Raw genomic sequence first — 22,328 nt, 5'->3', positions numbered from 1 at the left:
AGCTGCAGGGGAGGAATGCATGGCTACAATTGAGAGCGCTGGAACGATTTCGGGCGCCGGCGCGGGGTTTCTTGATCGCGAGCGAACCATCGCGACCGCCGGCTTCAATCGCTGGCTGGTGCCGCCGGCGGCGCTGTGCATCCATCTGTGCATCGGCATGGCCTATGGCTTCTCGGTGTTCTGGCTGCCGCTGTCGCGCGCGATCGGTTTGACCGCGCCGAAGGCCTGCCCGGACATCTCGCTGTGGTCGGAGCTCTTCACCACCACTTGCGACTGGAAGGTCGCAAGCCTCGGCTGGATGTACACGCTGTTCTTCGTCGTGCTCGGCCTCTCGGCCGCGATGTGGGGCGGCTGGCTCGAGCGTGCCGGCCCGCGCAAGGCAGGCTTCGTCGCTGCGCTGTGCTGGTGTGGTGGCCTCGTGCTCGGCGCCATCGGCATCTATCTGCACCAGCTCTGGATCATGTGGCTCGGCTCCGGCGTGATCGGCGGCGTGGGTCTCGGCCTCGGCTACATCTCGCCCGTGTCGACGCTGGTAAAGTGGTTCCCTGATCGCCGCGGCATGGCAACCGGCATGGCCATCATGGGCTTCGGCGGTGGTGCCATGATTGGTGCGCCGCTCGCCAACTGGCTGATGGACACGTTCAAGAGCCCGACCTCGGTCGGTGTCTGGGAAACGTTCCTCACCATGGGCATCATCTATTTCGTCTTCATGATGATCGGCGCGTTCCGCTATCGCCTGCCTCCGACCGGGTGGAAGCCCGAGGGCTGGACGGCGCCGAGCGAGAAGAAGACGATGATCTCCGAGCATCATGTCCATCTCAACAATGCGCACAAGACGCCGCAGTTCTGGCTGATCTGGTGGGTGCTGTGCTTGAACGTGTCGGCCGGCATCGGCGTGATCGGCATGGCCTCGCCGATGCTCCAGGAAATCTTCGCGGGCAAGCTGATCGGCCTTCCGGACGTCGGCTTCAACGCGCTGAACGCGGCACAGAAGGCACAGATCGCCGGCATCGCCGCGGGCTTTGCCGGCCTGCTCTCGCTGTTCAACATCGGCGGTCGCTTCGTCTGGGCGTCGCTGTCGGACTATATCGGCCGCAAGAACACCTATTACACGTTCTTCATCCTCGGCATCGTGCTCTACGCGCTGGCGCCGACCTTCGCGGCAATGGGCTCGAAGCTGCTCTTCGTGCTTGGCTTCGGCATCATCCTGTCGATGTATGGCGGCGGCTTCGCGACCGTGCCGGCCTATCTGGCCGACATGTTCGGGACCCAGTTCGTCGGCGCCATTCATGGCCGGCTGCTGACGGCGTGGTCCACCGCGGGCATCATCGGCCCTGTCGTGGTCAACTACATCCGCGAGTTCCAGCTCGCGGCCGGTGTGCCGCGCGACCAGCTTTACAACACCACCATGTATATCCTCTGCGCGATGCTGATCGCGGGCCTGATCTGCAACTACCTGGTCAAGCCGGTCGATTCGAAGTGGTACATGAGCGAAGCCGAGGTGGCGAAACTGCAGGCCTCAACGGCCGGAGCGAGTGCGGGTCAGCAGAGTGGCTCGTTCGGGATCGGCACCGGCGGTCTCGACGGCAAGGCCGCGCTGTTCTGGGCTTTCGTCGCCATTCCGCTGGCTTACGGCGTGTACAAGACGCTCGAGAGCGCGGTGAAGATCTTCTGATCGCACACCCACATCGTCGCGGGATGCTGCACCTCAGCATCCCGCGATGCTCGCCTGACAAAACTGAGAATGGGATCTAGGGGGATTCTGATGTTTCGCACCCGTATCTGTCTTGCCGCCATGCTGCTGGCCGCAAGCGTTCATGTCGCGTCCGCGCAAACCGCAGCGGCGCCCGCCACCACCGCTCCTGCCGCAACGACTGACGCCAAGCCGCCGGGCAAGATCAAGCTCACCATGCAGAAGCTGAAGCAGATGAAGGCCACATGGGCGGCCAACAAGCCGAAGCTGAAGGCATGCCGTGCCGAGGTGAAGGCGAAGGGGCTGATCGGCGATGACCGCTGGTTTTACATCCAGGATTGCATGAGCAAGACCTGAGGAGGTTCCACGATCAAGTCGCATAGAGGGGGCGTGGCAGGGCGGCTGCCCGCCTCCTAAATGATTATAGAGACGTTCTAAATTTACTTGGCCTCTGGTATACCAGCGGCTAGAGTTGCGTGGAATGAGGCTTGACCTCAGGGCCGCGTGCGACGCGGTTCCCGAGTGTCAGGTCTGGAAATGAGGGTGGATCGCGATGGCAATCCCGCCCTGAGATCATCGCGCTTTTGAGGAGAACGCGACGTTTCCATGAGCAGCAACGACGACGTTCACAAGGTCAGGGAATTCGAGCATCCGGGCGAGGGCCGCCGGCGCGCCAAGGCCACGCCCAAGGGGCGGCAGGTCGATCCGACTGCCTCCCATGAGATCGAACAATTGCTCGGCGACAGGCCGCGGCGGCGCGATCTCCTGATCGAATATCTCCACCTGATCCAGGACAAATATCACCAGATCTCGGCTGCGCATCTTGCCGCGCTCGCCGACGAGATGAAGCTCGCCTTCGCCGAAGTGTTCGAGACCGCGACGTTCTATGCGCATTTTGATGTGGTGAAGGAAGGCGAGCCTGACATCGCGCCGCTGACCATCCGCGTCTGTGACTCGCTGACCTGCGCGATGCTCGGTGGTGAAAAGCTGCTCGAGGATCTGCAGCGCGCATCGGGACCCGGCATCCGCGTCGTGCGTGCGCCCTGTGTCGGCCGCTGCGACACGGCGCCGGCCGCCGAAGTCGGCCACAACTTCGTCGACCATGCGACCGTCGCCAATGTGATGGCGGCCGCGAAGAGCGGCGACACCCACGCGCATCTGCCGAAATATATCGACTACGACGCCTATGTCGCCGGCGGCGGCTACAAGCTGCTGGGTCGCGTGCGTTCGGGCGAGATGTCGAAGGACGATCTGCTGAAGGGTCTCGACGACGCTTCGCTGCGCGGCCTCGGCGGCGCCGGCTTCCCGACGGGGCGCAAATGGCGCGCGGTGCTCGGTGAGCCCGGTCCGCGCCTGATGGCGATCAACGGCGACGAGGGCGAGCCCGGCACGTTCAAGGACCGGGTCTATCTCGAGAGCGATCCGCACCGTTTCATCGAGGGCATGCTGATCGGCGCGCATGTGGTGCAGGCCTCCGACGTCTACATCTACCTTCGCGACGAGTATCCGGCCTCCCGCGAGATCCTCGAGCGCGAGCTCGCAAAACTTCCCGCGGGCGGTCCGACGCTGCACATGCGCCGCGGCGCCGGTGCCTACATCTGCGGCGAGGAGTCTTCGCTGCTCGAAAGCATCGAGGGCAAGCGCGGCCTGCCCCGGCACAAGCCGCCTTATCCGTTCCAGGTCGGCCTGTTCGGCCTGCCGACGCTGATCAACAATATCGAGACGCTGTGGTGGGTACGCGACATCGTCGAGAAGGGCGCCGACTGGTGGAAGGGCAATGGCCGCCACGAACGCCACGGCCTGCGCAGCTTCTCGGTCTCGGGCCGCGTCAAGAACCCCGGCATGAAGCTCGCTCCCGCCGGCATCACCGTGCGCGAGCTGATCGACGAATATTGCGGCGGCATGGCCGACGGCCATCAGTTTTACGCCTATCTCCCTGGCGGCGCCTCCGGCGGCATTCTGCCGGCGTCGATGGACGACATCCCGCTCGATTTCGGCACGCTGGAGAAATACGGCTGCTTCATTGGATCGGCGGCAATCGTGATCCTGTCGCAGAAGGACAGTGTGCGTGCGGCGGCGCTGAACCTGATGAAGTTCTTCGAGGACGAAAGCTGCGGCCAGTGCACGCCGTGCCGCGTCGGAACCCAGAAGGCGGCGCAACTGATGCAGAAGCCGGTCTGGAACCGCGCGTTGCTGGAAGAATTGAGCCAGGCGATGCGCGATGCGTCGATCTGCGGGCTTGGACAGGCGGCATCGAATCCGTTGTCTTCCGTGATCAAATATTTCCCTGACGAGTTCAAGGAAGCGGCCGAATGACCAAGATTACGTTCGAGCTCGACGGCAAGCAGGTCGAAGCCAAGCCCGGCGAGACGATCTGGCAAGTCGCAAAACGTCAGGGTCGCGAGATTCCGCATCTTTGCTATTCGCCCGCGCCGGATTATCGCCCCGACGGCAATTGTCGCGCCTGCATGGTCGAGATCGAGGGTGAGCGCGTGCTGGCCGCGTCCTGCAAGCGCACGCCGTCGGTGGGCATGAAGGTGAAGACCGAATCCGCGCGTGCGGTGTCTGCCCAGAAGATGGTGATGGAGCTGTTGGTCGCCGATCAGCCGGCGCGCGAGACCAGCCACGACCCGGATTCGAAGTTCTGGCATTGGGCAGAAACCACCGGTGTCACCGAGAGCCGCTTCCCCGCTGCCGAGCGTTGGGAAACCGACGCCAGCCATCCGGCGATGCGCGTCAATCTCGACGCCTGCATCCAGTGCGGCCTCTGCGTGCGCGCGTGCCGCGAGGTCCAGGTCAACGACGTCATCGGCATGGCCTACCGCAGTCATGGCTCGAAGATCGTGTTCGACTTCGACGATCCGATGGGCGAGTCCACTTGCGTCGCTTGCGGAGAGTGCGTGCAGGCCTGTCCCACCGGTGCGCTGATGCCGGCGGTGATGCTCGACGACAAGCAGACCCGCGTGACCTACGCGGACAAGAAGGTAGATTCACTCTGCCCGTTCTGCGGCGTCGGCTGCCAGGTGACCTATGAGGTCAAGGACGAAAAGGTGATCTATGCCGAGGGCCGCGACGGCCCCGCCAATCACAATCGTCTTTGCGTCAAGGGCCGCTTCGGTTTCGACTACATCCATCATCCGCATCGCCTGACGAAGCCGCTGGTGCGGCTGCCGAATGCGAAGAAGGATTCCAACGACCAGGTCGATCCCGCCAATCCCTTCACGCATTTTCGTGAAGCGAGCTGGGATGAAGCGCTCGACATCGCAGCCAAGGGTCTCGTCAAGATCCGCGACGAGAAGGGTGTGAAGGCGCTAGCCGGCTTCGGTTCGGCCAAGGGATCGAACGAAGAGGCCTATCTGTTCCAGAAGCTGGTCCGCACCGGCTTCGGTTCGAACAATGTCGATCACTGTACGCGCCTGTGCCACGCCTCATCGGTCGCGGCGCTGTTCGAGGGCCTGAGCTCGGGCGCGGTGTCGGCGCCGTTCTCGGCGGCAATGGATGCCGAAGTGATCTGGGTGATCGGCGCCAACCCGACCGTGAACCATCCGGTCGCGGCGACCTTCATGAAGAACGCGGTCAAGCAGAACGGCGCAAAGCTGTTCGTGATGGATCCGCGCCGGCAGACGCTGTCGCGTCATGCGACCAAGCATCTGCAGTTCAAGCCCGGCTCCGATGTCGCCATGCTGAATGCGATGATCAACACGATCATCACCGAAGGCCTGACCGACGACCAGTACATCGCCGGCTACACCGAGGGGTTCGAGGACCTCAAGGAGAAGATCAAGGAATTCACCCCGGAGAAGATGGAGGCGATCTGCGGAATCCCGGCACAGACGCTCCGCGAGGTGGCGCGAACCTATGCGCGTGCCAAATCGTCGATCATCTTCTGGGGCATGGGCATCAGCCAGCATGTCCACGGCACCGACAACGCGCGCTGCCTGATTGCGCTGGCGCTGATCACCGGCCAGGTCGGCCGGCCCGGCACCGGGCTGCATCCGCTGCGCGGCCAGAACAACGTGCAGGGCGCCTCCGATGCCGGCCTGATCCCGATGTTCCTGCCGGACTACCAGCCCGTCGGCCGCGACGATCTGCGCGGCAGTTTCGAAAAGCTCTGGCAGCAGGAGCTCGATCCCGTGCGCGGCCTGACCGTGGTCGAGATCATGAATGCGATTCACGCCGGCGAGATCACGGGCATGTATATCGAGGGCGAGAACCCCGCGATGTCCGACCCTGATCTCCAGCATGCGCGCCAGGCGCTGGCGATGCTCGATCATCTCGTGGTGCAGGATCTCTTTGTCACCGAGACCGCGTTCCATGCCGACGTCATCCTGCCGGCCTCTGCTTTTGCGGAGAAGGACGGCTCCTTCACCAACACCGACCGTCGCGTCCAGCTCGCGCGTCAGGTGATCAAGCCGCCGGGTGATGCGCGGCAGGATCTCTGGATCATCCAGGAGATCGGCAAGCGCATGGGCCTGCCTTGGAATTATTCCGGCCCGGGGGATGTCTACACCGAGATGGCGGAGCTGATGCCGTCGCTCAAGAACATCAGCTGGGAGCGGCTGGTGCGCGAAGGCGCCGTCACCTATCCGGCCGATGATCCGAACAAGCCGGGCAACGAGATCATCTTCACCACGGGATTTCCGACCGCGAGCGGTCGCGGCAAGATCGTGCCGGCCCATGTCATTCCGCCGGACGAAGTCCCAGACGACGAATATCCGATGGTGCTCTCGACCGGTCGCGTGCTGGAGCACTGGCACACCGGCTCGATGACGCGTCGCGCCCAGGTGCTCGACCAGATCGAGCCCGAGGCGGTCGCATTCATGTCGCCGAAGGACATGCGCAAGAAGAAGCTGGTGCCCGGCGATTTCATTCGGCTCGAGACCCGCCGCGGCGCCGTCGAGGTCAAGGTCCGTTCCGACCGCGACGTGCCGGAGAACATGGTGTTCATGCCGTTCTGCTACGCAGAGGCGGCAGCGAACTTGCTGACCAACCCGGCACTCGACCCGTTCGGCAAGATCCCGGAATTCAAGTTCTGCGCCGCGAGAGCCGAACGCGCGGAGATGAGGGACGCGGCGGAGTAGCGTCTTTCTGGTGTTTGACGCGACGGCTTGGCCAACCAACCGCTGTCGTCCCGGCGAACGCCGGGACCCATACCGCGTGGTCCATCAATTGCTGACGGTCGCAGTCCCGGACTACAAGCCTTAGCCAAACTCCTTCCTGGGGTTATGGGTCCCGGCGTTCGCCGGGACGACAGCTACACGTGCCGCGGCCTATGCCGCTTCGCCGCTGACGGTGTTACACATCGCCCATGTCCAAGGTCACCCCCGCCACCCGCGCACTCACAGCTGCCCGCGTTGCCTTCACCGTTCACGCTTACGACTATGATCCCGATGCCGAAAGCATCGGGATCCAGGCCGCCGCGGCGCTCGGCGAAGATCCGGCTCGCGTCCTGAAGACGCTGATGGCGCTGGTGGACGGCAAGCCGGTTTGCGTGATCGTACCCTCCGACCAGGAAGTCTCGATGAAGAAGCTCGCCGCTTCCGTGAGCGGCAAGTCGGCGCAGATGATGAAACCGACGGAGGCCGAGCGTGTCACCGGCTACAAGGTCGGCGGTATCAGCCCATTCGGGCAGCGCAAGCCGGTCCGCACCGTGATCGAGCAGAGCGCGCTCGCGCATGCTCTGGTCTATCTCAATGGCGGCCAGCGTGGCTTGCAGGTGCGGATGAAGCCGACCGATGTGCGCGATGTCGTGAAGGCGGTGGTGGCGGACGTGCTGGCGTGACGGCACTCAAGAAAACAGAGAAAGGTTGGCGTCCTGCGCCCGCGTTCTCTCTCGGGATGCCAAGGTCGGGTATGGGAGCGACATGGACTTGTCTAGCATTTCCGATTTGGATCATTTAATCCTCAAGACCCGCCAGAGCGCCAATCCGGCTCTGTGGAAACGCGCAATTTCGCAGACAAGCAGATCAAAGAGCTTTCAAAGGCAATGAAACGACCGTAGCAAATCAGATGGGATGCCGATGGCCTCCATGGATGCGAGTGCGGAGCGTAACGCCGGGGAGCGGCTTGAGCCAACCTCCAACCAGGTCAGGAAGATCAACCTTGCGCTTCAGGGAGGTGGCGCGCATGGCGCCTTTACCTGGGGTGTACTCGATCGGCTGCTGGACGAAGAGAAATTGGCCTTTGATGGACTGAGTGCGACCAGCGCCGGCGCGATGAATGCCGCGGCCTTCGCATACGGGTTGACGGTTGGCGGTCGTGATGGCGCGCACAAGGCGCTCACCGACTATTGGAAGCGTGTCAGTGAGGCAGCGAGGCGTGGGCCGTTGCAGCCGAGTCCGTTCGACCGGATGCTGGGCGATCACAAGCTGTCATGGTCGCCGATATTCTCAATGATCGGCTTCGTGACACGCATGCTCTCGCCCTATCAATTCAACCCGATCAACTACAACCCTTTACGTGAGGTGGTCGAGCAGTCGATCGATTTTGGCGTATTGCAACGAGCGAACTGTCCGGTCAAACTCTTCCTGTCAGCGACCAATGTTCGCACTGGCAAGGTGAAGATCTTTGCGGAAAAGGAGATCTCGGTCGATGCAGTGATGGCTTCGGCCTGCCTCCCGACTATGTTTCATGCGGTGGAGATCGACGGTGAAGCCTATTGGGACGGCGGTTATATGGGAAATCCCGCAATTTTCCCGCTAATCTACAACTGCGAGAGCGCCGACACCGTCATTGTCCACATCAACCCGTTGCTGCGCACAGATGTGCCCCGCACGGCCGACGATATCCTCAACCGCATCAACGAGATCAGCTTCAACTCGTCCCTGATGCGGGAGATGCGCGCGATCGGCTTCGTCACCAGCCTGATCAGGCAAAAGCGTGTCACGGATGGCGGGCTGAAGAGCGTGCTGATCCACAGCATCTCGGATGACGGCTTCATGGGCGCGCTCACGCCGACCAGCAAGTACAACGCCGACTGGGATTTCCTGATTTTTCTTCGCGATCAGGGCCGCAAATGCGCGGACGACTGGCTCGCGAAGAACTTCGTCAAACTCGGCGTCGAATCCTCGGTGGACCTCGATAAGATCTACCTCTGATATCAGACGCGTCCCGGCGGCATGCCCCGCGGACGCTTCAGGTCATAAGCAGTCGATGCCGACCAAACGGGGCGACCTCCGCTAAACCCGCGGGAGCTGACTTTCATGCGCAAACGCCCTACTGCTTCTGCAGCAGCTTGAGCCGGCAGCGCAGCGCCTCGCGAATGTGGGCGCGCGCGAGCTGCTCGGCCTTGTCGCCGTCGCGCGCCGCGATGGCCTCGATGATGCCCTGGTGCTCGCCATGGCTGGTCGAGGGCCGTCCCGTCACGGTGAAAGTGGTCGGGCCGAGCAGCGCGATCCAGTCCTGCAGCTCGCGCGAGGCATTGTCGAGATAGCGGTTGCGCGCGGCGCGGCAGATCGCCTCGTGGAAGGCGCGGTTGAGCCTTGCCATTTCTCCGGCCATCTCGGCGGCCTCGGATGCCTCGACAAAGGCCTGCTCGATGTCCCTGAGTGCGTCGATCTCTGGTGCGGAGGCGTGCTCCGCGGCGAGGCGCGCGGCGGCGCCTTCCATGATCTCGCGCATGGCGTAGAGCTCAAGCACCTCCGAGATGTCGAGGTTGCGCACGATCAGCCCGCGGCCGCCGGCGGGCTCAACGAAGCCGCGTGCGGCGAGCCGGCCAAGCGCCTCCCGCACCGGTGTGCGGCTGACCTTCAGCCGTTGCGCGACCTCTTCCTCGCGCAGGCGATCGCCGGCGCGGTAGCTGCCGGCCTGAAGGGCCTCGCAGAGCGAGCGGAACACCGCTTCGCCCAGCGCGACGCCACCGCCGCGTGCGATCGATCCGCCTGCCTTTGCCGGGCGTCTGGCCATGATTCCTCGGGCTCGCAATGCGCATCCTGCCCATGCAGAGATGCGGCTTGCATCGCGTCTGTATATCTTTGTATACAAAAGTACGCAATGGCTGCCAGCCTTGACCGGGGCTGCCTGCGGGCAGAATGTCTCTAACTTCATCGCATCGGACTGACGGTATGAGCGGCAAATACGATGTGCTGGTGATCGGCGGCGGCAACGCAGCGCTGTGCGCGGCGATCGCGGCGCGCCGCGGCGGTGCCTCGGTGCTGGTGCTCGAAGGTGCGCCAAAGTTCTATCGCGGCGGCAACACCCGCCACACCCGCAACATGCGCTGTGCCCATGACGCCGCGACCGAAATCCTGACCGGTCCCTACACCGAGGATGAGTTTTGGGAGGATCTGCTGCGCGTCACCGGCGGCCAGACCGACGAGGTGCTCGCCCGCCATATGATCCGGGAGTCCAAGGACATCCTGAACTGGATCGTGGAACAGGGCGTGCGCTGGCAGCCCTCGCTTGGCGGTACTCTGAGCCTCGGCCGCACCAACTCCTTTTTCCTCGGCGGCGGCCGCGCCATGCTGAACGCGCTTTATCTGACCGCCGAGCGGCTCGGCGTCGACGTCGAATATGACGCCGAGGTCACCGATCTCGTGATCGAAGACGGCATGTTTCTCGCCGCGCGCCTGAAGCGGCCGATCAACGGCGAGGCCGAGGTCCGCGCGACGTCGCTGGTTGCCGCCGCCGGCGGGTTTGAGGCGAACATCGAATGGTTGAAGCAATATTGGGGCGAGGCAGCCGACAATTTCCTGATCCGCGGCACGCCCTACAATCGCGGCTCGATCCTGAAGATGCTGCTCGACAAGGGCGTGCAGGAGGTCGGCGATCCCACCCAGTGCCATGCGGTTGCGATCGATGCCCGCGCGCCGAAATTCGACGGCGGCATCATTACGCGGCATGACTCCGTCGTGTTCGGCATCGTCGTCAACAAGCATTCGCAGCGCTTCTACGACGAAGGCGAGGACATCTGGCCGAAGCGCTACGCGATCTGGGGCCGGCTGGTCGCGGCGCAGCCCGACCAGATCGCCTACATCATCTTTGACTCCACTGTCGTCACCTCGTTCATGCCGACGCTGTTTCCGCCGATCGCCGGGCAGACGATCGCCGAGCTTGCCGGCAAGCTGACGCTCGACCCGGCCGCGCTGGAAAAGACCATCACCGAATTCAACGCGGCGGTGCGGCCCGGCACGTTCGATCACACCATTCTGGATGATTGCCGCACCGAAGGCATCACGCCGCAAAAGACGCACTGGGCGCGCAAAATCGACACGCCGCCTTATCTCGCCTATCCGGTGCGGCCTGGCATCACCTTCACCTATCTCGGCACGCGTGTGAACAAGGAGGCGCGGATGCTGATGGCAGACGGCAAGCCGTCGGCCAACATGTTCGCAGCCGGCGAGATCATGGCGGGCAATGTGCTCGGCAAGGGGTATGCCGCCGGCATGGGCATGACCATCGGCAGCGTGTTCGGGCGGATCGCAGGACGGGAAGCGGCGAAACATGCACGGAACTAGAATTCTGGACGAAGCCGACCGTCTGATGACGGTCTGCAATTCCTGCCGGTATTGCGAGGGTCTTTGCGCGGTATTTCCCGCGATGGAGATGCGCCGCGCCTTCTCCGACGGCGATCTCAACTACCTCGCCAACCTCTGCCATTCCTGCGGCGCCTGCTACGTCGATTGCCAGTTCTCGCCGCCGCACGAGTTCAACGTCAACGTCCCGAAGACGCTGGCGGTCGCGCGCGCCGAATCTTATGCCGCTTATGCCTGGCCGCAGGCGCTGTCCGGCGCCTTCGCACGCAATGGCCTCGTCATCAGCATCGTCGCTGCACTGAGCATGGCGGCCTTCATCTTCGGCTTTGCGGCCCTGAACGATCGCAGCGTGCTGCTTGGCGTGCACACCGGTCCCGGCGCCTTCTACAAGCTGATGCCGCACAATGCGATGGCCGCGCTGTTCAGCGCAGCCTTTCTCTATGCGATCCTCGCACTGGTCATGAGCGTCCGCGCCTTCTGGCGCGACATCGGCACGCCGATCGGCGGGCGGGCTGATGGTGGCTCCATTTTCCAGGCCACCCGGGACGCCGGCGAGTTGCGCTATCTCCATGGTGGCGGGGTCGGTTGCTACAACGAGGACGACACGCCGACCGACCGTCGCAAGCTTTTCCATCATTTGACGTTCTATGGCTTCCTGCTGTGCTTTGCCGCGACCTCGGTCGCTACGCTGTACCACTATCTTCTCGGCCGTGAGGCGCCGTATCCGTTGTGGGATCTGCCCGTGGTGCTCGGCACACTCGGCGGCATCGGGCTCGTCGTTGGTCCGATTGGCCTGTTCCTCGCGAAAACGCGCCGCGATCCGGCCCTGCTCGACGAGAACCGTTACGGCATGGATGTCGGCTTCATCGCCATGCTGTTCCTGACCGGTTTCACCGGCATGCTGCTTCTGCTCCTGCGCGAGACTCCGGCCATGGGGCCGCTGCTGGCGCTGCATCTCGGTGCGGTGTTCGCGCTGTTCATCACCATGCCCTATGGCAAGTTCGTGCACGGCATCTATCGCTTCGCGGCGCTGGTGCGCTACGCTCAGGAGCGGCGCAGCGAAGCCGGCTCTTGAGGGGCGTGCAGGGCTGACGTATCTCTTGCGCCGCTCGCGCGATGCGCGAATCGCCTGGGGGAGCCCGCGCTCATGTACATGTTTCTGCCTTTCTTGCTGGCGCTGGCAGGCTGCGCGTCGGTCTGGTGTTCGCGCGCGGGACTGAGCTATGCGCTCTGGAGCGCGACGATCGTCGTCACCATCGCATGGTTCTTTCACCACGCGACCGATCCGCTGAAGTTCTCGTTCTGACGGGGGCGAGATGAGCACGACGGAAATGAGCGAACAACGATCGGTCGGTGCGGTCCTGAACATGCTCGGGCTGCTCGGGATCTCGCTGGTTCTGGCGGTCGCGTTTTTCTATCAGCTTGCGCTCGGCGAGCTGCCATGTCCGCTGTGTCTGCTGCAGCGGGCTGGTTTCATCGCGATCGGCATGGGGTTCCTGTTCAACATTCGCGTCGGTGAGCGTCCGTCGCACTATGCGATGATCCTGATCGCCAGCCTCGTCACGGGAGTCATTTCGATGCGGCAAGTCTCGCTGCATCTCGCACCCGGCGACGCTGGATATGGTTCGGCGCTGTTCGGGCTGCATTTCTACACCTGGGCGCTGATCGCGGCCGTCGGCATGATCTGCTATGTCGCGCTGGTCTTCATCCTGAAGGATTTGGCCGGCGAGCGAGATGCCGCTGCGCCGATAAGCGGGCCGGCATCGAACGCAGTGTTCGCCATCTTCGCGTTGCTGGTTGCCGCAAACCTGCTGTCCACGGTGCTGGAGTGTGGCGCCGGCCAATGCGACGACAATCCGGTTCGCTATCTCTTGCTCAGGTAATCGGGCTGAAGCGGCCGTCGTGCAGGAAGGCGATCGTCTGCTCGATCGCAACGCTGTGGCGCGGCAGCCTGGTATGGGACGCCTTGACGACGATGTGGTCGGCCATATCGTCGAGCTTCGCACTCGCGACGGAAACCCTGCCGTCATTGGGCCGCGGCAGGACGAAGGCCGAGGCGATCGGCGCGATGGTGCGACACCCCGCGATGATGCCGACCGCATAGTCCGGCGACGGCAGAGCGGCGAGCACGGGATCCGGGATGGTCGTCAATTGCTGGCCGGACGGCCCAAACGCTGCGCGGTAGACGGAGAGATCCTTCACGAGATCCGCGACCTCGCTGCCGTGATTGGGCGTGCCCAGCATCACGACGCGGCCGAGCCGCGCCGGCCGGTGCCTGAAAATATAGACGCGCGCGAGCAAGCCACCCATGGAATGAGCGACGAAGTGGATCGTGCCGCCGCATTGCTCGGCGAATGCGGCGATTGACGCGTGGATGTCCTCCGCAAGCTGTTCGAGAGGCCTCTTCCGGCTGGCATAGTCGAGATTGAGCGTCGTGAAACCGCGGCGCTGCAGCGCTCGTTCGAGCCGCTTCAGCGTCCAGGAGCCAACCCCGATGCCGTGAAGCAAGACCACGCCGTCGCGCCGGAGGTCCGGCGCGACGGCGATGGGTTTTATCTCACGCAACCTCGCGCTCCGATGTTGGCGTCGCTTGCTCGCGGGCCATCGTCGTTGCCGTGACGTAGTCGGTCTTGCCGGTGCCGAGCAGCGGCACCTTGTCGACCACCATGATCGTTGCGGGCACGGTCAGCTCGGAGGCCCCGATCGTCTTGGCCTGGGCCTGCATTGCGCTGCGCTCGGCATTCTTCTCCGTCGTCAGCAGCACGACGCGCTCGCCCTTGCGCTGGTCGGGGATCGACACGGCGACTGACGCGGCCTGCGGCCACAGCGTCGTCGCGATGCTCTCGACCGCCGACAGCGAGACCATTTCGCCCGCGATCTTGGCAAAGCGCTTGGCGCGCCCCTTGATGGTGATGAAGCCGGCGGCGTCGATCGCTACGATGTCGCCGGTGTCATGCCAGCCCTCTGCGAGCGGCTCGAGCACGCCGGGATTTTCGGCCCGCAAGTAACCGAGCATCACATTCGGTCCGCGCACCGAGAGGCGTCCGCCTTCCTCGATGCCGGGGACCGGATCGAGGCGGCTTTCCATCAGCGGCGACAGGCGGCCGACGGTGCCGGGGCGGTTGGCCATCGGCGTGTTCATCGCCAGCACCGGCGCCGTCTCGGTGACGCCATAGCCTTCGAGGATGCGGATGCCGTAGCGTTCCATGAACACCTGGCGCGTCCGGTCCTTGACCGCTTCGGCGCCGGCGATCACCAGGCGCAGGGTGCGGAAGTCGTAGGCATGCGCCGAACGTGCGTAACCGGTGAGAAACGTGTCGGTGCCGAACAGGATCGTGGCGCCGGTCTGGTAGATCAGCTCGGGCACGATGCGATAGTGCAGCGGCGAGGGATACATGTAGATCGGAATGCCCGCGAGCAGCGGCATCATCATTCCGCCGGTCAAACCGAACGAGTGGAACACCGGCAGCACGTTGAACACCTTGTCATTGGCATTGGCATCGACCCGCGCCAGCGCCTGCGCTGCGTTGGCGAGGATGTTGCGGTGGGACAGCACCACGCCCTTGGGCGTGCCTTCCGAGCCCGATGTGAACAGCACGACGGCGGGATCGTTGGCCTGACGGGCAACGCGCGGTGCGGTGCCGGCGAGCAGGCCCTTGATCTTGTCGGCGGTGCCGATCGAGGCGCGGACGTCCTCGAGATAGACGACGCGGGCCTCGGCCGAAATCGCGGCCATCAACTTGTCGAGCTTGCCCTTCTCGATGAAGGCTTTCGACGTCAGCACGGTCTTGACCTGCGCAGCCTTCATGGCGGCGAGGACGTTGACCGGGCCGGCGGAGAAGTTGAGCATCGCCGGAACCCGGCCGATGCTCTGCAGTGCCATGAAGACGACGGCGACGCCCGCGGAGTTCGGCAGCAGCACGCCGACATTCTCGCCGGCCATCGTGCCGGTTTCGAGCTTGCGGCTCAGGACCTGCGCGCCGAGGATCAGCTTGCGATAGGTCAGCTTGGTGCCGAGCGCGTCTTCGATGATGACCTTGCCGGTGTCGCGGTCGCGATAGGCGTGGCCGAGCGCTTCGAACAGCGTGTGGTCGAGCATGGCGTTCTTGACCATCGCATCGATCATGACGTCCTGGAGCGCCGCGCCCGCGGCGTTGCGGCGCGCCTTGCCCTTCAGGGCCGGATCGACCGGCAGCTTGACCGGCGGCAGGATCGTCACCGTCACCCGCGGAAACCACGAGCGCTTGATCTGGCTGCCGTTGAGGTAACTGAGATGCGAGCGTTGCGCGCCTTCGATGCGAACCGGCACGACCACGGCGTCGGCCTTGTCGGCAATCATCGCGGTACCGTCATAGACCTTCATCAGCGAGCCGGAGACGGTGATGCGTCCTTCCGGGAAGATGACAACCGGTTCGCCGGCGGCGACGAGCTTGATCAGGTCGCGTGCGGCCAGCGGCTTGCTCGGGTCCATGGTGTAGTGCTTGACGACGCGCAGGAACGGCTTCGCCCACCAGGCCTTGGAGATGCCGGTATCGACCGCGAAGCTCGCGTCGATCGGCAGCACGGCGTGCAGCAGCGGGCCGTCGATCAGGCTGACATGGTTGGGCGCGATCAGCATGCGTGTGCCCGGAGGCGGCAGGTTCTCGAGCCCGCGCACCTCGGTGCGGAACAGGGCACGGAACAAGAGCCCGCCGAAATCGCGCACGCCTTCCTTGCCCCATTTCGTCAGCACGAACCACACCGCGCCGAAGCTCGCGACACCCAGGCCGAGGAAGATCCAGCCGACATGCAATCCGGCCGCCTGCAGCAGCGCGACGAACAGCGAGCCGACCACCATGAAGGCGGCCTGCAGCACGTTGCCGGCGGCGATGATGCGGGCGCGCTCGTTCGGAGCCGACCAGGCCTGCACGGCCGCGAAGGACGGAACGACGAACAGCCCGCCGCCGAAAGCGAAGACGACGAAGTCGAGCAGCATGCGCAGGCCGGCAAACGAGGTTGCGAAATCGACCGCCGCGATGTCGTTGCCCTTCACCGTGACGCCGATGGCCCAGGCGAGGTCAATGCCGGCAAATCCCATCATGATGGCGCCGATCGGCACCAGCGCGAGGTTCGGGCGCACATGGCTCAGGCTGGCTGCAAACAGCGAGCCGATGGCGATGCCGATCGCGAAGATCGCCAGGCACAGCGTCACCACGCCTTCGCTGCCACCGACAACGTCCTTGACCAGCGCCGGCAGCAGCGACAGCACGATCGCGCCGACCAGCCAGAACCAGGACACGATCACCGTGCCGTCCCACAGCCGGTGGTCCGCGTGGAGTGTCTTCAACAGGCTGAGCGTCGAGGTCCAGGGATTGGCATCGACGGGCAGATCGGGCGCGGACGGCGTCGTTTGCGGAATGCGGGAGGCGAAGGCCCACGACAACAGCGCCAGCACGACCACGGCCGATGCGACCCAGCCCATATGGGCGGAGCCGGCCACGAACTGGCCACCCGCGACGGTGCCGAGCAGGATGGCCATGAAGGTCGCGCCTTCGACCAGCGCGTTGCCGGTCGCGAGCTCACCGAGCTCGAGCTGGTCCGGCAGCATGGAGTATTTTACGGGGCCGAACAGGGCGGCGATGATGCCGAACAGCGCAAGCGCCGTGAACAGCAGCGGCACCGAGTGCATGAAGAAGCCGGCGGCGGCGAAAGCCGCAGCGAAGATCTCAGCGAATTTCAACCGCCTTGCGACGACCGATTTGACGTATTTGTCGGCGAGCTGGCCGCCGAGCCCGGACAGGATGAAATAGGGGAAGATGAAGACGGCGCCTGCGACCGTCACCAGCGCATCGCCGTGGCCGGTCGCGGCACTGTAAAGCAGGATGATGACGAGCGCGTTCTTGAGCACGTTGTCATTGAGCGCCGAGAAAAATTGCGCCCAGAACAGCGGCGCGAAGCGGCGAGACGACATCAAATCCCTGATCATGACGAGTCCTGTTTTCGGGAGGCAGCCTGAGGTTGTTGCGTTGTCGGTGAAACGTCACGACCGGAAGGGTGTGGGAGAGCGGTTGCAGGGTGACGACGGTCATCGGCCTGCGCAGTCCCCTCGGTCCTTCCGATCCTGTTGGTCTCCAGGTGGTCTCGTTAGGTTCGCAATTATCCGGTTGCGGCCGCGGTTTCGGGCGGAATTGCCGCGCTTACGGGGATATCGCGACGGCCGATGAGGAAAAGCTGAACGGCATCTCCGACATCAGCGGCATCGGCCACGAATCTCCGGACATATTGAGTCTTTTGTTGCGGCCAATCCTCGCATTCGAGTGGATTCGCATGCGCACCGGCTTCCCCTCAGGTGAGGTGGGCGAGATGGCGGAAGGGGTTCAAGCGGCCGAGCAGGCTGAAGCGGCGGCGCTCGTGGCGGGCACGGGCCCGGCTGGACCGCCACATCCGGAAGGTTGCGCGGCGCTCGGCGAGGACGCCGGCAATGTCGCAGGCATTTGCGATCCGATCGACCGGGGCCATGACGATCCGCAGCACGGCGCGGCCGAAGCCGCTCAAGAGGGCCGCGGCGTCATCGAGAAAGGTGGCGGCGATATCAACAGCGAGGGTTTGCATTTTGCTGGTCTCCGAGTTAATTTGAACAATGTTCACATGAGTAGCTTGAAAATGAACAATGTTCAAGAAGAATCGCTGCGAGACCAGAAAAAAAATCGACGGCGTCTCCAGATCCTGGAGATCGCCCGCAGCATTATCGCGACTAAGGGATTGAGATCGTTGAAGGTTCGGGACGTGGCCGAGGCCGCGGGTTGCTCGGTCGGCAGCGTCTATAATGAATTCGGCGACTTCGACGGGGTGATCCTGACGGTCAATCGGGAAACGGTTCAGGCGCTGACGGCGCGGCTGGGCAAGGTTCCGGCTGAGGATCCGGTCCGCCAGCTCTATGGTCTGGCGGAGACCTATCTCGAATTCTTCGCCGAAAACGCCAATCTGTTGCGCTCGCTGTTCGAGCATCGGATGGAAGACGACCGTCCCTATCCCGACGACATTCTTCAGATGGTGATGGACGCCTTCGCGTTGATGCATCCGCCTCTGGTGCGTGTGCTGCCGGATGCGGATGACGTGAAGATCGCACTATTGTCGCGCACGCTGTTCTCCGCAGTGCATGGAATCATCTCGCTCGGCCTCGAAGAACGAATGATCGCGGTGCCGCCACAGATGCTTCGCCAGCAGGTCACGCAGTTCCTGGACGCGCATCTCCTGGGTCTCGGGATCCTGCCGGCGCGGTAATTGCGACGGTCACGCGCGGGCAGCTTCGCGCGGCCGCGCTGCGACGAGCACGACGTCCGGTTTTCCGTTGTCGACTTGAACCCGGTTGCGTCCCTTTTCCTTGGCGCGATAGCAGGCCACGTCCGCCCGGCGCATCGCCTCTTCGAGCGTGGTGTCGGCGTCGGCAATGCAGGCGACGCCGATGCTGGCGGTCACCGCAAAGCATTGATCGTCCCAGGCGAAGTTGAACAGCTCGAGCGACCGCCGCAGCCGCTCGGCGATGTCGACGGCGTCGTACGGCGCGCATTGCGGCAGGATCAGGCCGAACTCGTCGCCGCCGAGCCGTGCGACCAGATCCGGTGGCCGCCGCTCCTGCTGCAACAGTCGCGCGACCTGACACAGCAGCCGATCTCCGGCGAGATGACCGCAGCCGTCGTTGACGCTTTTGAACTGGTCGAGGTCGAGCAGGATCAGGCTCAGCGTATTTTCGCCGCGACCATCGAGCTCGCTCTGCAGGCGCGCCTCGAAGGCCCGCCGGTTGGCGAGGCCGGTCAGCCAGTCATGCGAAGCCTGAAAGGCGAGGCGCTCCTTCTCGGCATGCAGCGCATCCTCGAACGCCTGCCGTTGCAGCACCAGTCGCCGCGTGTGCCAGATCAGGAGCAGGATCAGGGTCGCGGCGGTGACGATGTTGAGGCATGTCAGCGTGAACTTGATGGCGCGGGAGCCTTCGCCCAGCACCGTCGAGAACCGCTCGGCATGACCCGTGAACTGCCTGTTGAGCTCCGACAGCCGCGACGACAGGAATTGCAGCCGGTCGCTATCCCCAATGGGGCCGTTCTTAAGTTCACTCTTGATGACTTCACCGAACACGCTGAGCTCCAGCAGCATCGGATCGGTGGCAGTCCACTCGCGGATCGCTTCGCGCAGGAAGCTGACCTTGTTGAAATAGCGGAACAGCCAGATCAGGCCGGGAACATCATCGGGATGGTTGCCGCCTTGCAGGAAGCCGATGCGCGCGAGCTCGACGTCGACCGGATCGCCCTCGAGGGCCCATCTCGCATATTCGTCGCCGATCGGCACGGCGAGAGAACTCTGATACCGCGCGAACTGGTGGGCTTCGCCCGAACGCAGATAGAGATTGAGGGAATAGACGGCGTTCTTCTGCGAGCGCGACCACATCGCTTCGCCCGCGACATAGGCGCGAACCGATGACATCACCTCCAGGCTGAATCCCGCGATCGCCGCCTGAAGTACGACGACCATGACGAAAGGCGAGACGAGCTTGATGACGTGAAGGAAGCTGCGTTCCTTCGCCGACGCTGCAGTTCTGCGAAACACTCTGCGTTCCCCAAATCACTCAACGATCCCAGCGGAGCGTTCCGCTGATAACGCCAATGAGGCGGGAACGCTGCTTAACTCAACCTGAAAGAGCAGAGAGACTGTCTCGCAGGGTGAAAGCGCTGTGAAACGGATGCGCGCAGATCGTCGCAAATGCCGCTGAACCGGAACCAGCGCGGCATCGGCGCGCCGATGTCGCGAATCCGACCGGCGCGATTTACCCGATTGAGAGAATTTGGATCGGACTAGACCAGCACCGGCTTGCGGACACGGCCGGCATCGCCGAACACGCGCAGATAACGCTCGATCTCCGAGGGCATGCCGGTCGCCTTCTCCGGATTGTCGGAGAGCTTGACCGCGGGGTGTCCGTCGACCGACGACACCTTGCAGACCAGCGAGATGGGATCGAGATTGAACGAGCCGTCCGGCGCGCAGCCGACGAAATCATTGGTGAGGTTGGTGCCCCAGCCGAACGAGAGGCGCACGCGACCGGAGAAGTGGTGATAGGTCTCCTCGATCGAGCCGACATCCATCGCGTCGGAGAACACGAGCAGCTTGTCCTTGGGGTTGCGGCCCTTCTTCTCCCACCAGGCGACGATTTCCTCGCCGGCCTGGATCGGCGGCGCGCTGTCGGGGCGGAAGCCGGTCCAGTCGGCCACCCATTCCGGCGCGTCGCGCAGGAAGGCTTTGGTGCCGAAAGCATCCGGCAGTGCGATCAGCAGGTTGCCGCCATAGGTCTGGCGCCACTGATCGAGAATGCGATAGGGCGCCCAGCGCAATTCCTCGTCGTCCTTGGCGAGTGCGGCGGCGACCATCGGCAGTTCATGAGCGTTGGTGCCGATGGCCTCGAGATCGTTGTCCATCGCGAGCAGCACGTTGGAGGTGCCGATGAAGGACGAACCCAGCCCTTCCTTCACCGCCTCCACGCACCAGCGTTGCCACAGGAAGCCATGCCGGCGGCGGGTGCCGAAGTCAGAGAGCCTCAGATTCTCCAGCTTGCGCAGCCGCTCCACCTTGGTCCACAACTTGGCCTTGGCGCGCGCATAGAGCACGTCGAGCTCGAAACGGCCGCGGCCCTTCATCGCCGAGCGCGAACGCAACTCGTTGAGGATGGCGAGTGCTGGAATCTCCCACATCGTGGTGTGGGTCCAGGGCCCGTGGAAATGCAGCTCGTACTGCCCCTCGACCTTGCGCAGCTCGTATTCGGGCAGGCGGAATTCGGACAGCCAGCGGATGAAATCCGCCGAGAACATATGGGTCTTGCCGTAGAAGGTGTTACCGGCAAGCCAGATCAGCTCCTTCTTGGTGAAGCGGATGGTGCGGGCATGGTCGAGCTGAGCGCGAAGCTCGCCCTCGTCGATGATCTCGGCAAGGCGGACATGGCGCGAGCGGTTGATGACCGAAAATGTCACCTGCTGATGCGGGTATGATTCCCGAATCATCTGTAACATCAACAGCTTATAAAAGTCGGTATCAAGCAGGCTGCGGATGATGGGATCCAGCCGCCAGCTGTGATTGTAGGTTCGGCTCGCGATATCGGTCACTGTCATGGCCGAATTCTAGCGTGGCCGCCCGCGCGCAACCAGTGGGTTTGGCGAAGGGCAGGCCACCGCCGCGGCTGCTGGCAAGCACTATCGTGACCGGCGCTGAAACAACGTCTTGGTCCAGCGCAGCGGCGCTGTCACCCGCCAGGACGTCGAGCGGTGGACCGCCGCCAATTGCGCCCGCGCCTGATCCCGCTCCGACGCGAGCTCGTACCGTTTGGCGAGGGCGGAATCCCGCTCGCCGGTGACCCAGTCGCGCATGGCCGCGTCCTCGCGCCACAGGCCGAACTGGCGGGCGATCGCCTGACGCACATCGGCATCGAGCCCTTCGCGCATCGACGCCGTCAGGGCATCCGCCTCGACCATCTTGAGCCGCGTCGACGGATTGCTGATCCCGGCATAGTGGTGAACGATCGGGTCCGGCGCGGTGGCGAGCCCGGGGATCGAATTCCAGGCCGTGTCGAGACGCGCGACATGAGACCGGTTGGGTTCGTCCGGGCGATCCGGTCCAAGTCCCAGACAGTCATCGTAGCCGAGCGCGTGGAGGATGGTCGCCTGGTCGAACCAGGCATGCTGCACCTGGCCGATCTCCCAGACCCGTTCGAAAAACGCGCGCGACCAGTCGGTCACGCGGATCAGCATGACGCCTGAATTGAAGTGCGGCACGAAATCGGCGGCCATGATCTCGGATGTATCGGGACCGTGCCAGGCCATGTGCAGGTCGGCGGCATCTATCGCCGCGGTCCTGACATCGACATCGTTACGGAGCACGACGGCATCGACGTCCATCCAGAGCACGAAGTCGAAATTGTCTTCGAGAGCGGCGCGGATCACCTCGATCTTCAGCCATCCGCGCGGACGTTTCCAATCATTGCGGTGAACGAAACGCTGCTGGTATCCCTGTGCTGCCGCGAAGGCTTGCATGCGGGGAATCGTGAAGTCGGCAAGCGGCCTCTGAAGGGAATCGCAGGCCGTCAGAAGGCACAGGCTGGACTTCACAAGGCTTCTCCGAACGCCTTCGCATCGGCGTTGCCTTCG

Annotated in this window: 17 protein-coding genes; 11 read left to right on the top strand and 6 right to left on the bottom strand. The window is 63.8% G+C overall.

Annotated elements, in window-relative coordinates; translation table 11 throughout:
* Positions 1 to 19: 19 nt before the first annotated feature.
* The 6 genes from QA645_RS35210 (at position 20) to QA645_RS35185 (ending at position 8,790) form a co-directional block, all read left to right on the top strand.
* Positions 20 to 1,675, top strand: a complete 1,656-nt coding sequence (locus QA645_RS35210; RefSeq protein ID WP_283045800.1) for an OFA family MFS transporter — start codon at positions 20 to 22, stop codon at positions 1,673 to 1,675.
* Between the two features lie 90 nt (positions 1,676 to 1,765).
* The gene (locus QA645_RS35205) at positions 1,766 to 2,050 is read left to right on the top strand and encodes a hypothetical protein (RefSeq protein WP_283045799.1); all 285 of its coding nucleotides are present in this window, start codon (positions 1,766 to 1,768) and stop codon (positions 2,048 to 2,050) included.
* 249 nt (positions 2,051 to 2,299) lie between these two features.
* Entirely contained in the window at positions 2,300 to 4,009 is a 1,710-nt protein-coding gene (locus QA645_RS35200) for an NADH-ubiquinone oxidoreductase-F iron-sulfur binding region domain-containing protein (protein WP_283045798.1), read from the top strand.
* Complete coding sequence (gene fdhF, locus QA645_RS35195; RefSeq protein ID WP_283045797.1) at positions 4,006 to 6,774, top strand: formate dehydrogenase subunit alpha; 2,769 nt, start codon at positions 4,006 to 4,008, stop codon at positions 6,772 to 6,774. The genes QA645_RS35200 and fdhF overlap by 4 nt, the downstream gene beginning before the upstream one ends.
* Positions 6,775 to 7,001: 227 nt before the next feature.
* Positions 7,002 to 7,475 carry a Cys-tRNA(Pro) deacylase gene (gene ybaK / locus QA645_RS35190; protein WP_283045796.1) on the top strand — a complete coding sequence of 158 codons (474 nt, stop codon included), beginning with the start codon at positions 7,002 to 7,004 and terminating at the stop codon, positions 7,473 to 7,475.
* Positions 7,476 to 7,722: 247 nt separating this feature from the next.
* The gene (locus QA645_RS35185) at positions 7,723 to 8,790 is read left to right on the top strand and encodes a patatin-like phospholipase family protein (protein WP_254135292.1); all 1,068 of its coding nucleotides are present in this window, start codon (positions 7,723 to 7,725) and stop codon (positions 8,788 to 8,790) included.
* Positions 8,791 to 8,908: 118 nt separating this feature from the next.
* Here the strand turns inward: QA645_RS35185 and QA645_RS35180 are convergent, their stop codons facing one another.
* Entirely contained in the window at positions 8,909 to 9,598 is a 690-nt protein-coding gene (locus tag QA645_RS35180; protein ID WP_283045794.1) for a GntR family transcriptional regulator, read from the bottom strand.
* Positions 9,599 to 9,756: 158 nt separating this feature from the next.
* On the opposite strand from QA645_RS35180, the gene tcuA reads away from it, so the two are divergent.
* From tcuA to QA645_RS35160, 4 genes are all read left to right on the top strand, one after another.
* A complete protein-coding gene (gene tcuA, locus QA645_RS35175; protein ID WP_254129135.1) occupies positions 9,757 to 11,148 on the top strand; it encodes an FAD-dependent tricarballylate dehydrogenase TcuA in 1,392 nt (463 codons plus the stop codon).
* Positions 11,135 to 12,241 carry a tricarballylate utilization 4Fe-4S protein TcuB gene (gene tcuB / locus QA645_RS35170; RefSeq protein ID WP_283045793.1) on the top strand — a complete coding sequence of 369 codons (1,107 nt, stop codon included), beginning with the start codon at positions 11,135 to 11,137 and terminating at the stop codon, positions 12,239 to 12,241. Before tcuA ends, tcuB begins: the two co-directional genes overlap by 14 nt.
* A gap of 72 nt (positions 12,242 to 12,313) precedes the next feature.
* Positions 12,314 to 12,472, top strand: a complete 159-nt coding sequence (locus QA645_RS35165) for a DUF5993 family protein (protein ID WP_254129137.1) — start codon at positions 12,314 to 12,316, stop codon at positions 12,470 to 12,472.
* A gap of 25 nt (positions 12,473 to 12,497) precedes the next feature.
* The gene (locus QA645_RS35160; RefSeq protein ID WP_283045791.1) at positions 12,498 to 13,049 is read left to right on the top strand and encodes a disulfide bond formation protein B; all 552 of its coding nucleotides are present in this window, start codon (positions 12,498 to 12,500) and stop codon (positions 13,047 to 13,049) included.
* Here QA645_RS35160 and QA645_RS35155 read toward each other — a convergent pair.
* Positions 13,042 to 13,731, bottom strand: a complete 690-nt coding sequence (locus QA645_RS35155; RefSeq protein ID WP_283045790.1) for an alpha/beta fold hydrolase — start codon at positions 13,729 to 13,731, stop codon at positions 13,042 to 13,044. The two genes, QA645_RS35160 and QA645_RS35155, sit on opposite strands and share 8 nt — an antisense overlap.
* Positions 13,724 to 17,131: an acyl-[ACP]--phospholipid O-acyltransferase gene (locus tag QA645_RS35150; RefSeq protein ID WP_283045789.1), complete on the bottom strand. Its 3,408-nt coding sequence runs from the start codon at positions 17,129 to 17,131 to the stop codon at positions 13,724 to 13,726. The genes QA645_RS35155 and QA645_RS35150 overlap by 8 nt, the downstream gene beginning before the upstream one ends.
* Positions 17,132 to 17,808: 677 nt before the next feature.
* Here QA645_RS35150 and QA645_RS35145 point away from each other — a divergent pair.
* Positions 17,809 to 18,429, top strand: coding sequence for a TetR/AcrR family transcriptional regulator (locus QA645_RS35145; protein WP_254135293.1), 621 nt, complete (start codon positions 17,809 to 17,811; stop codon positions 18,427 to 18,429).
* Positions 18,430 to 18,438: 9 nt separating this feature from the next.
* On the opposite strand, the gene QA645_RS35140 is transcribed toward QA645_RS35145, so the two are convergent.
* The 3 genes from QA645_RS35140 to QA645_RS35130 form a co-directional block, all read right to left on the bottom strand.
* Complete coding sequence (locus QA645_RS35140) at positions 18,439 to 19,746, bottom strand: GGDEF domain-containing protein (RefSeq protein ID WP_283045788.1); 1,308 nt, start codon at positions 19,744 to 19,746, stop codon at positions 18,439 to 18,441.
* Between the two features lie 245 nt (positions 19,747 to 19,991).
* Entirely contained in the window at positions 19,992 to 21,296 is a 1,305-nt protein-coding gene (pncB, locus tag QA645_RS35135) for a nicotinate phosphoribosyltransferase (RefSeq protein WP_283045787.1), read from the bottom strand.
* 81 nt (positions 21,297 to 21,377) lie between these two features.
* Positions 21,378 to 22,289: a putative nucleotide-diphospho-sugar transferase gene (locus QA645_RS35130; protein WP_283045786.1), complete on the bottom strand. Its 912-nt coding sequence runs from the start codon at positions 22,287 to 22,289 to the stop codon at positions 21,378 to 21,380.
* Between the last annotated feature and the right edge of the window lie 39 nt (positions 22,290 to 22,328).

The sequence above is a fragment of the Bradyrhizobium sp. CIAT3101 genome (assembly GCF_029714945.1).
Classification (GTDB): domain Bacteria; phylum Pseudomonadota; class Alphaproteobacteria; order Rhizobiales; family Xanthobacteraceae; genus Bradyrhizobium.
This window is presented reverse-complemented; position numbering and strand designations above follow the sequence as displayed.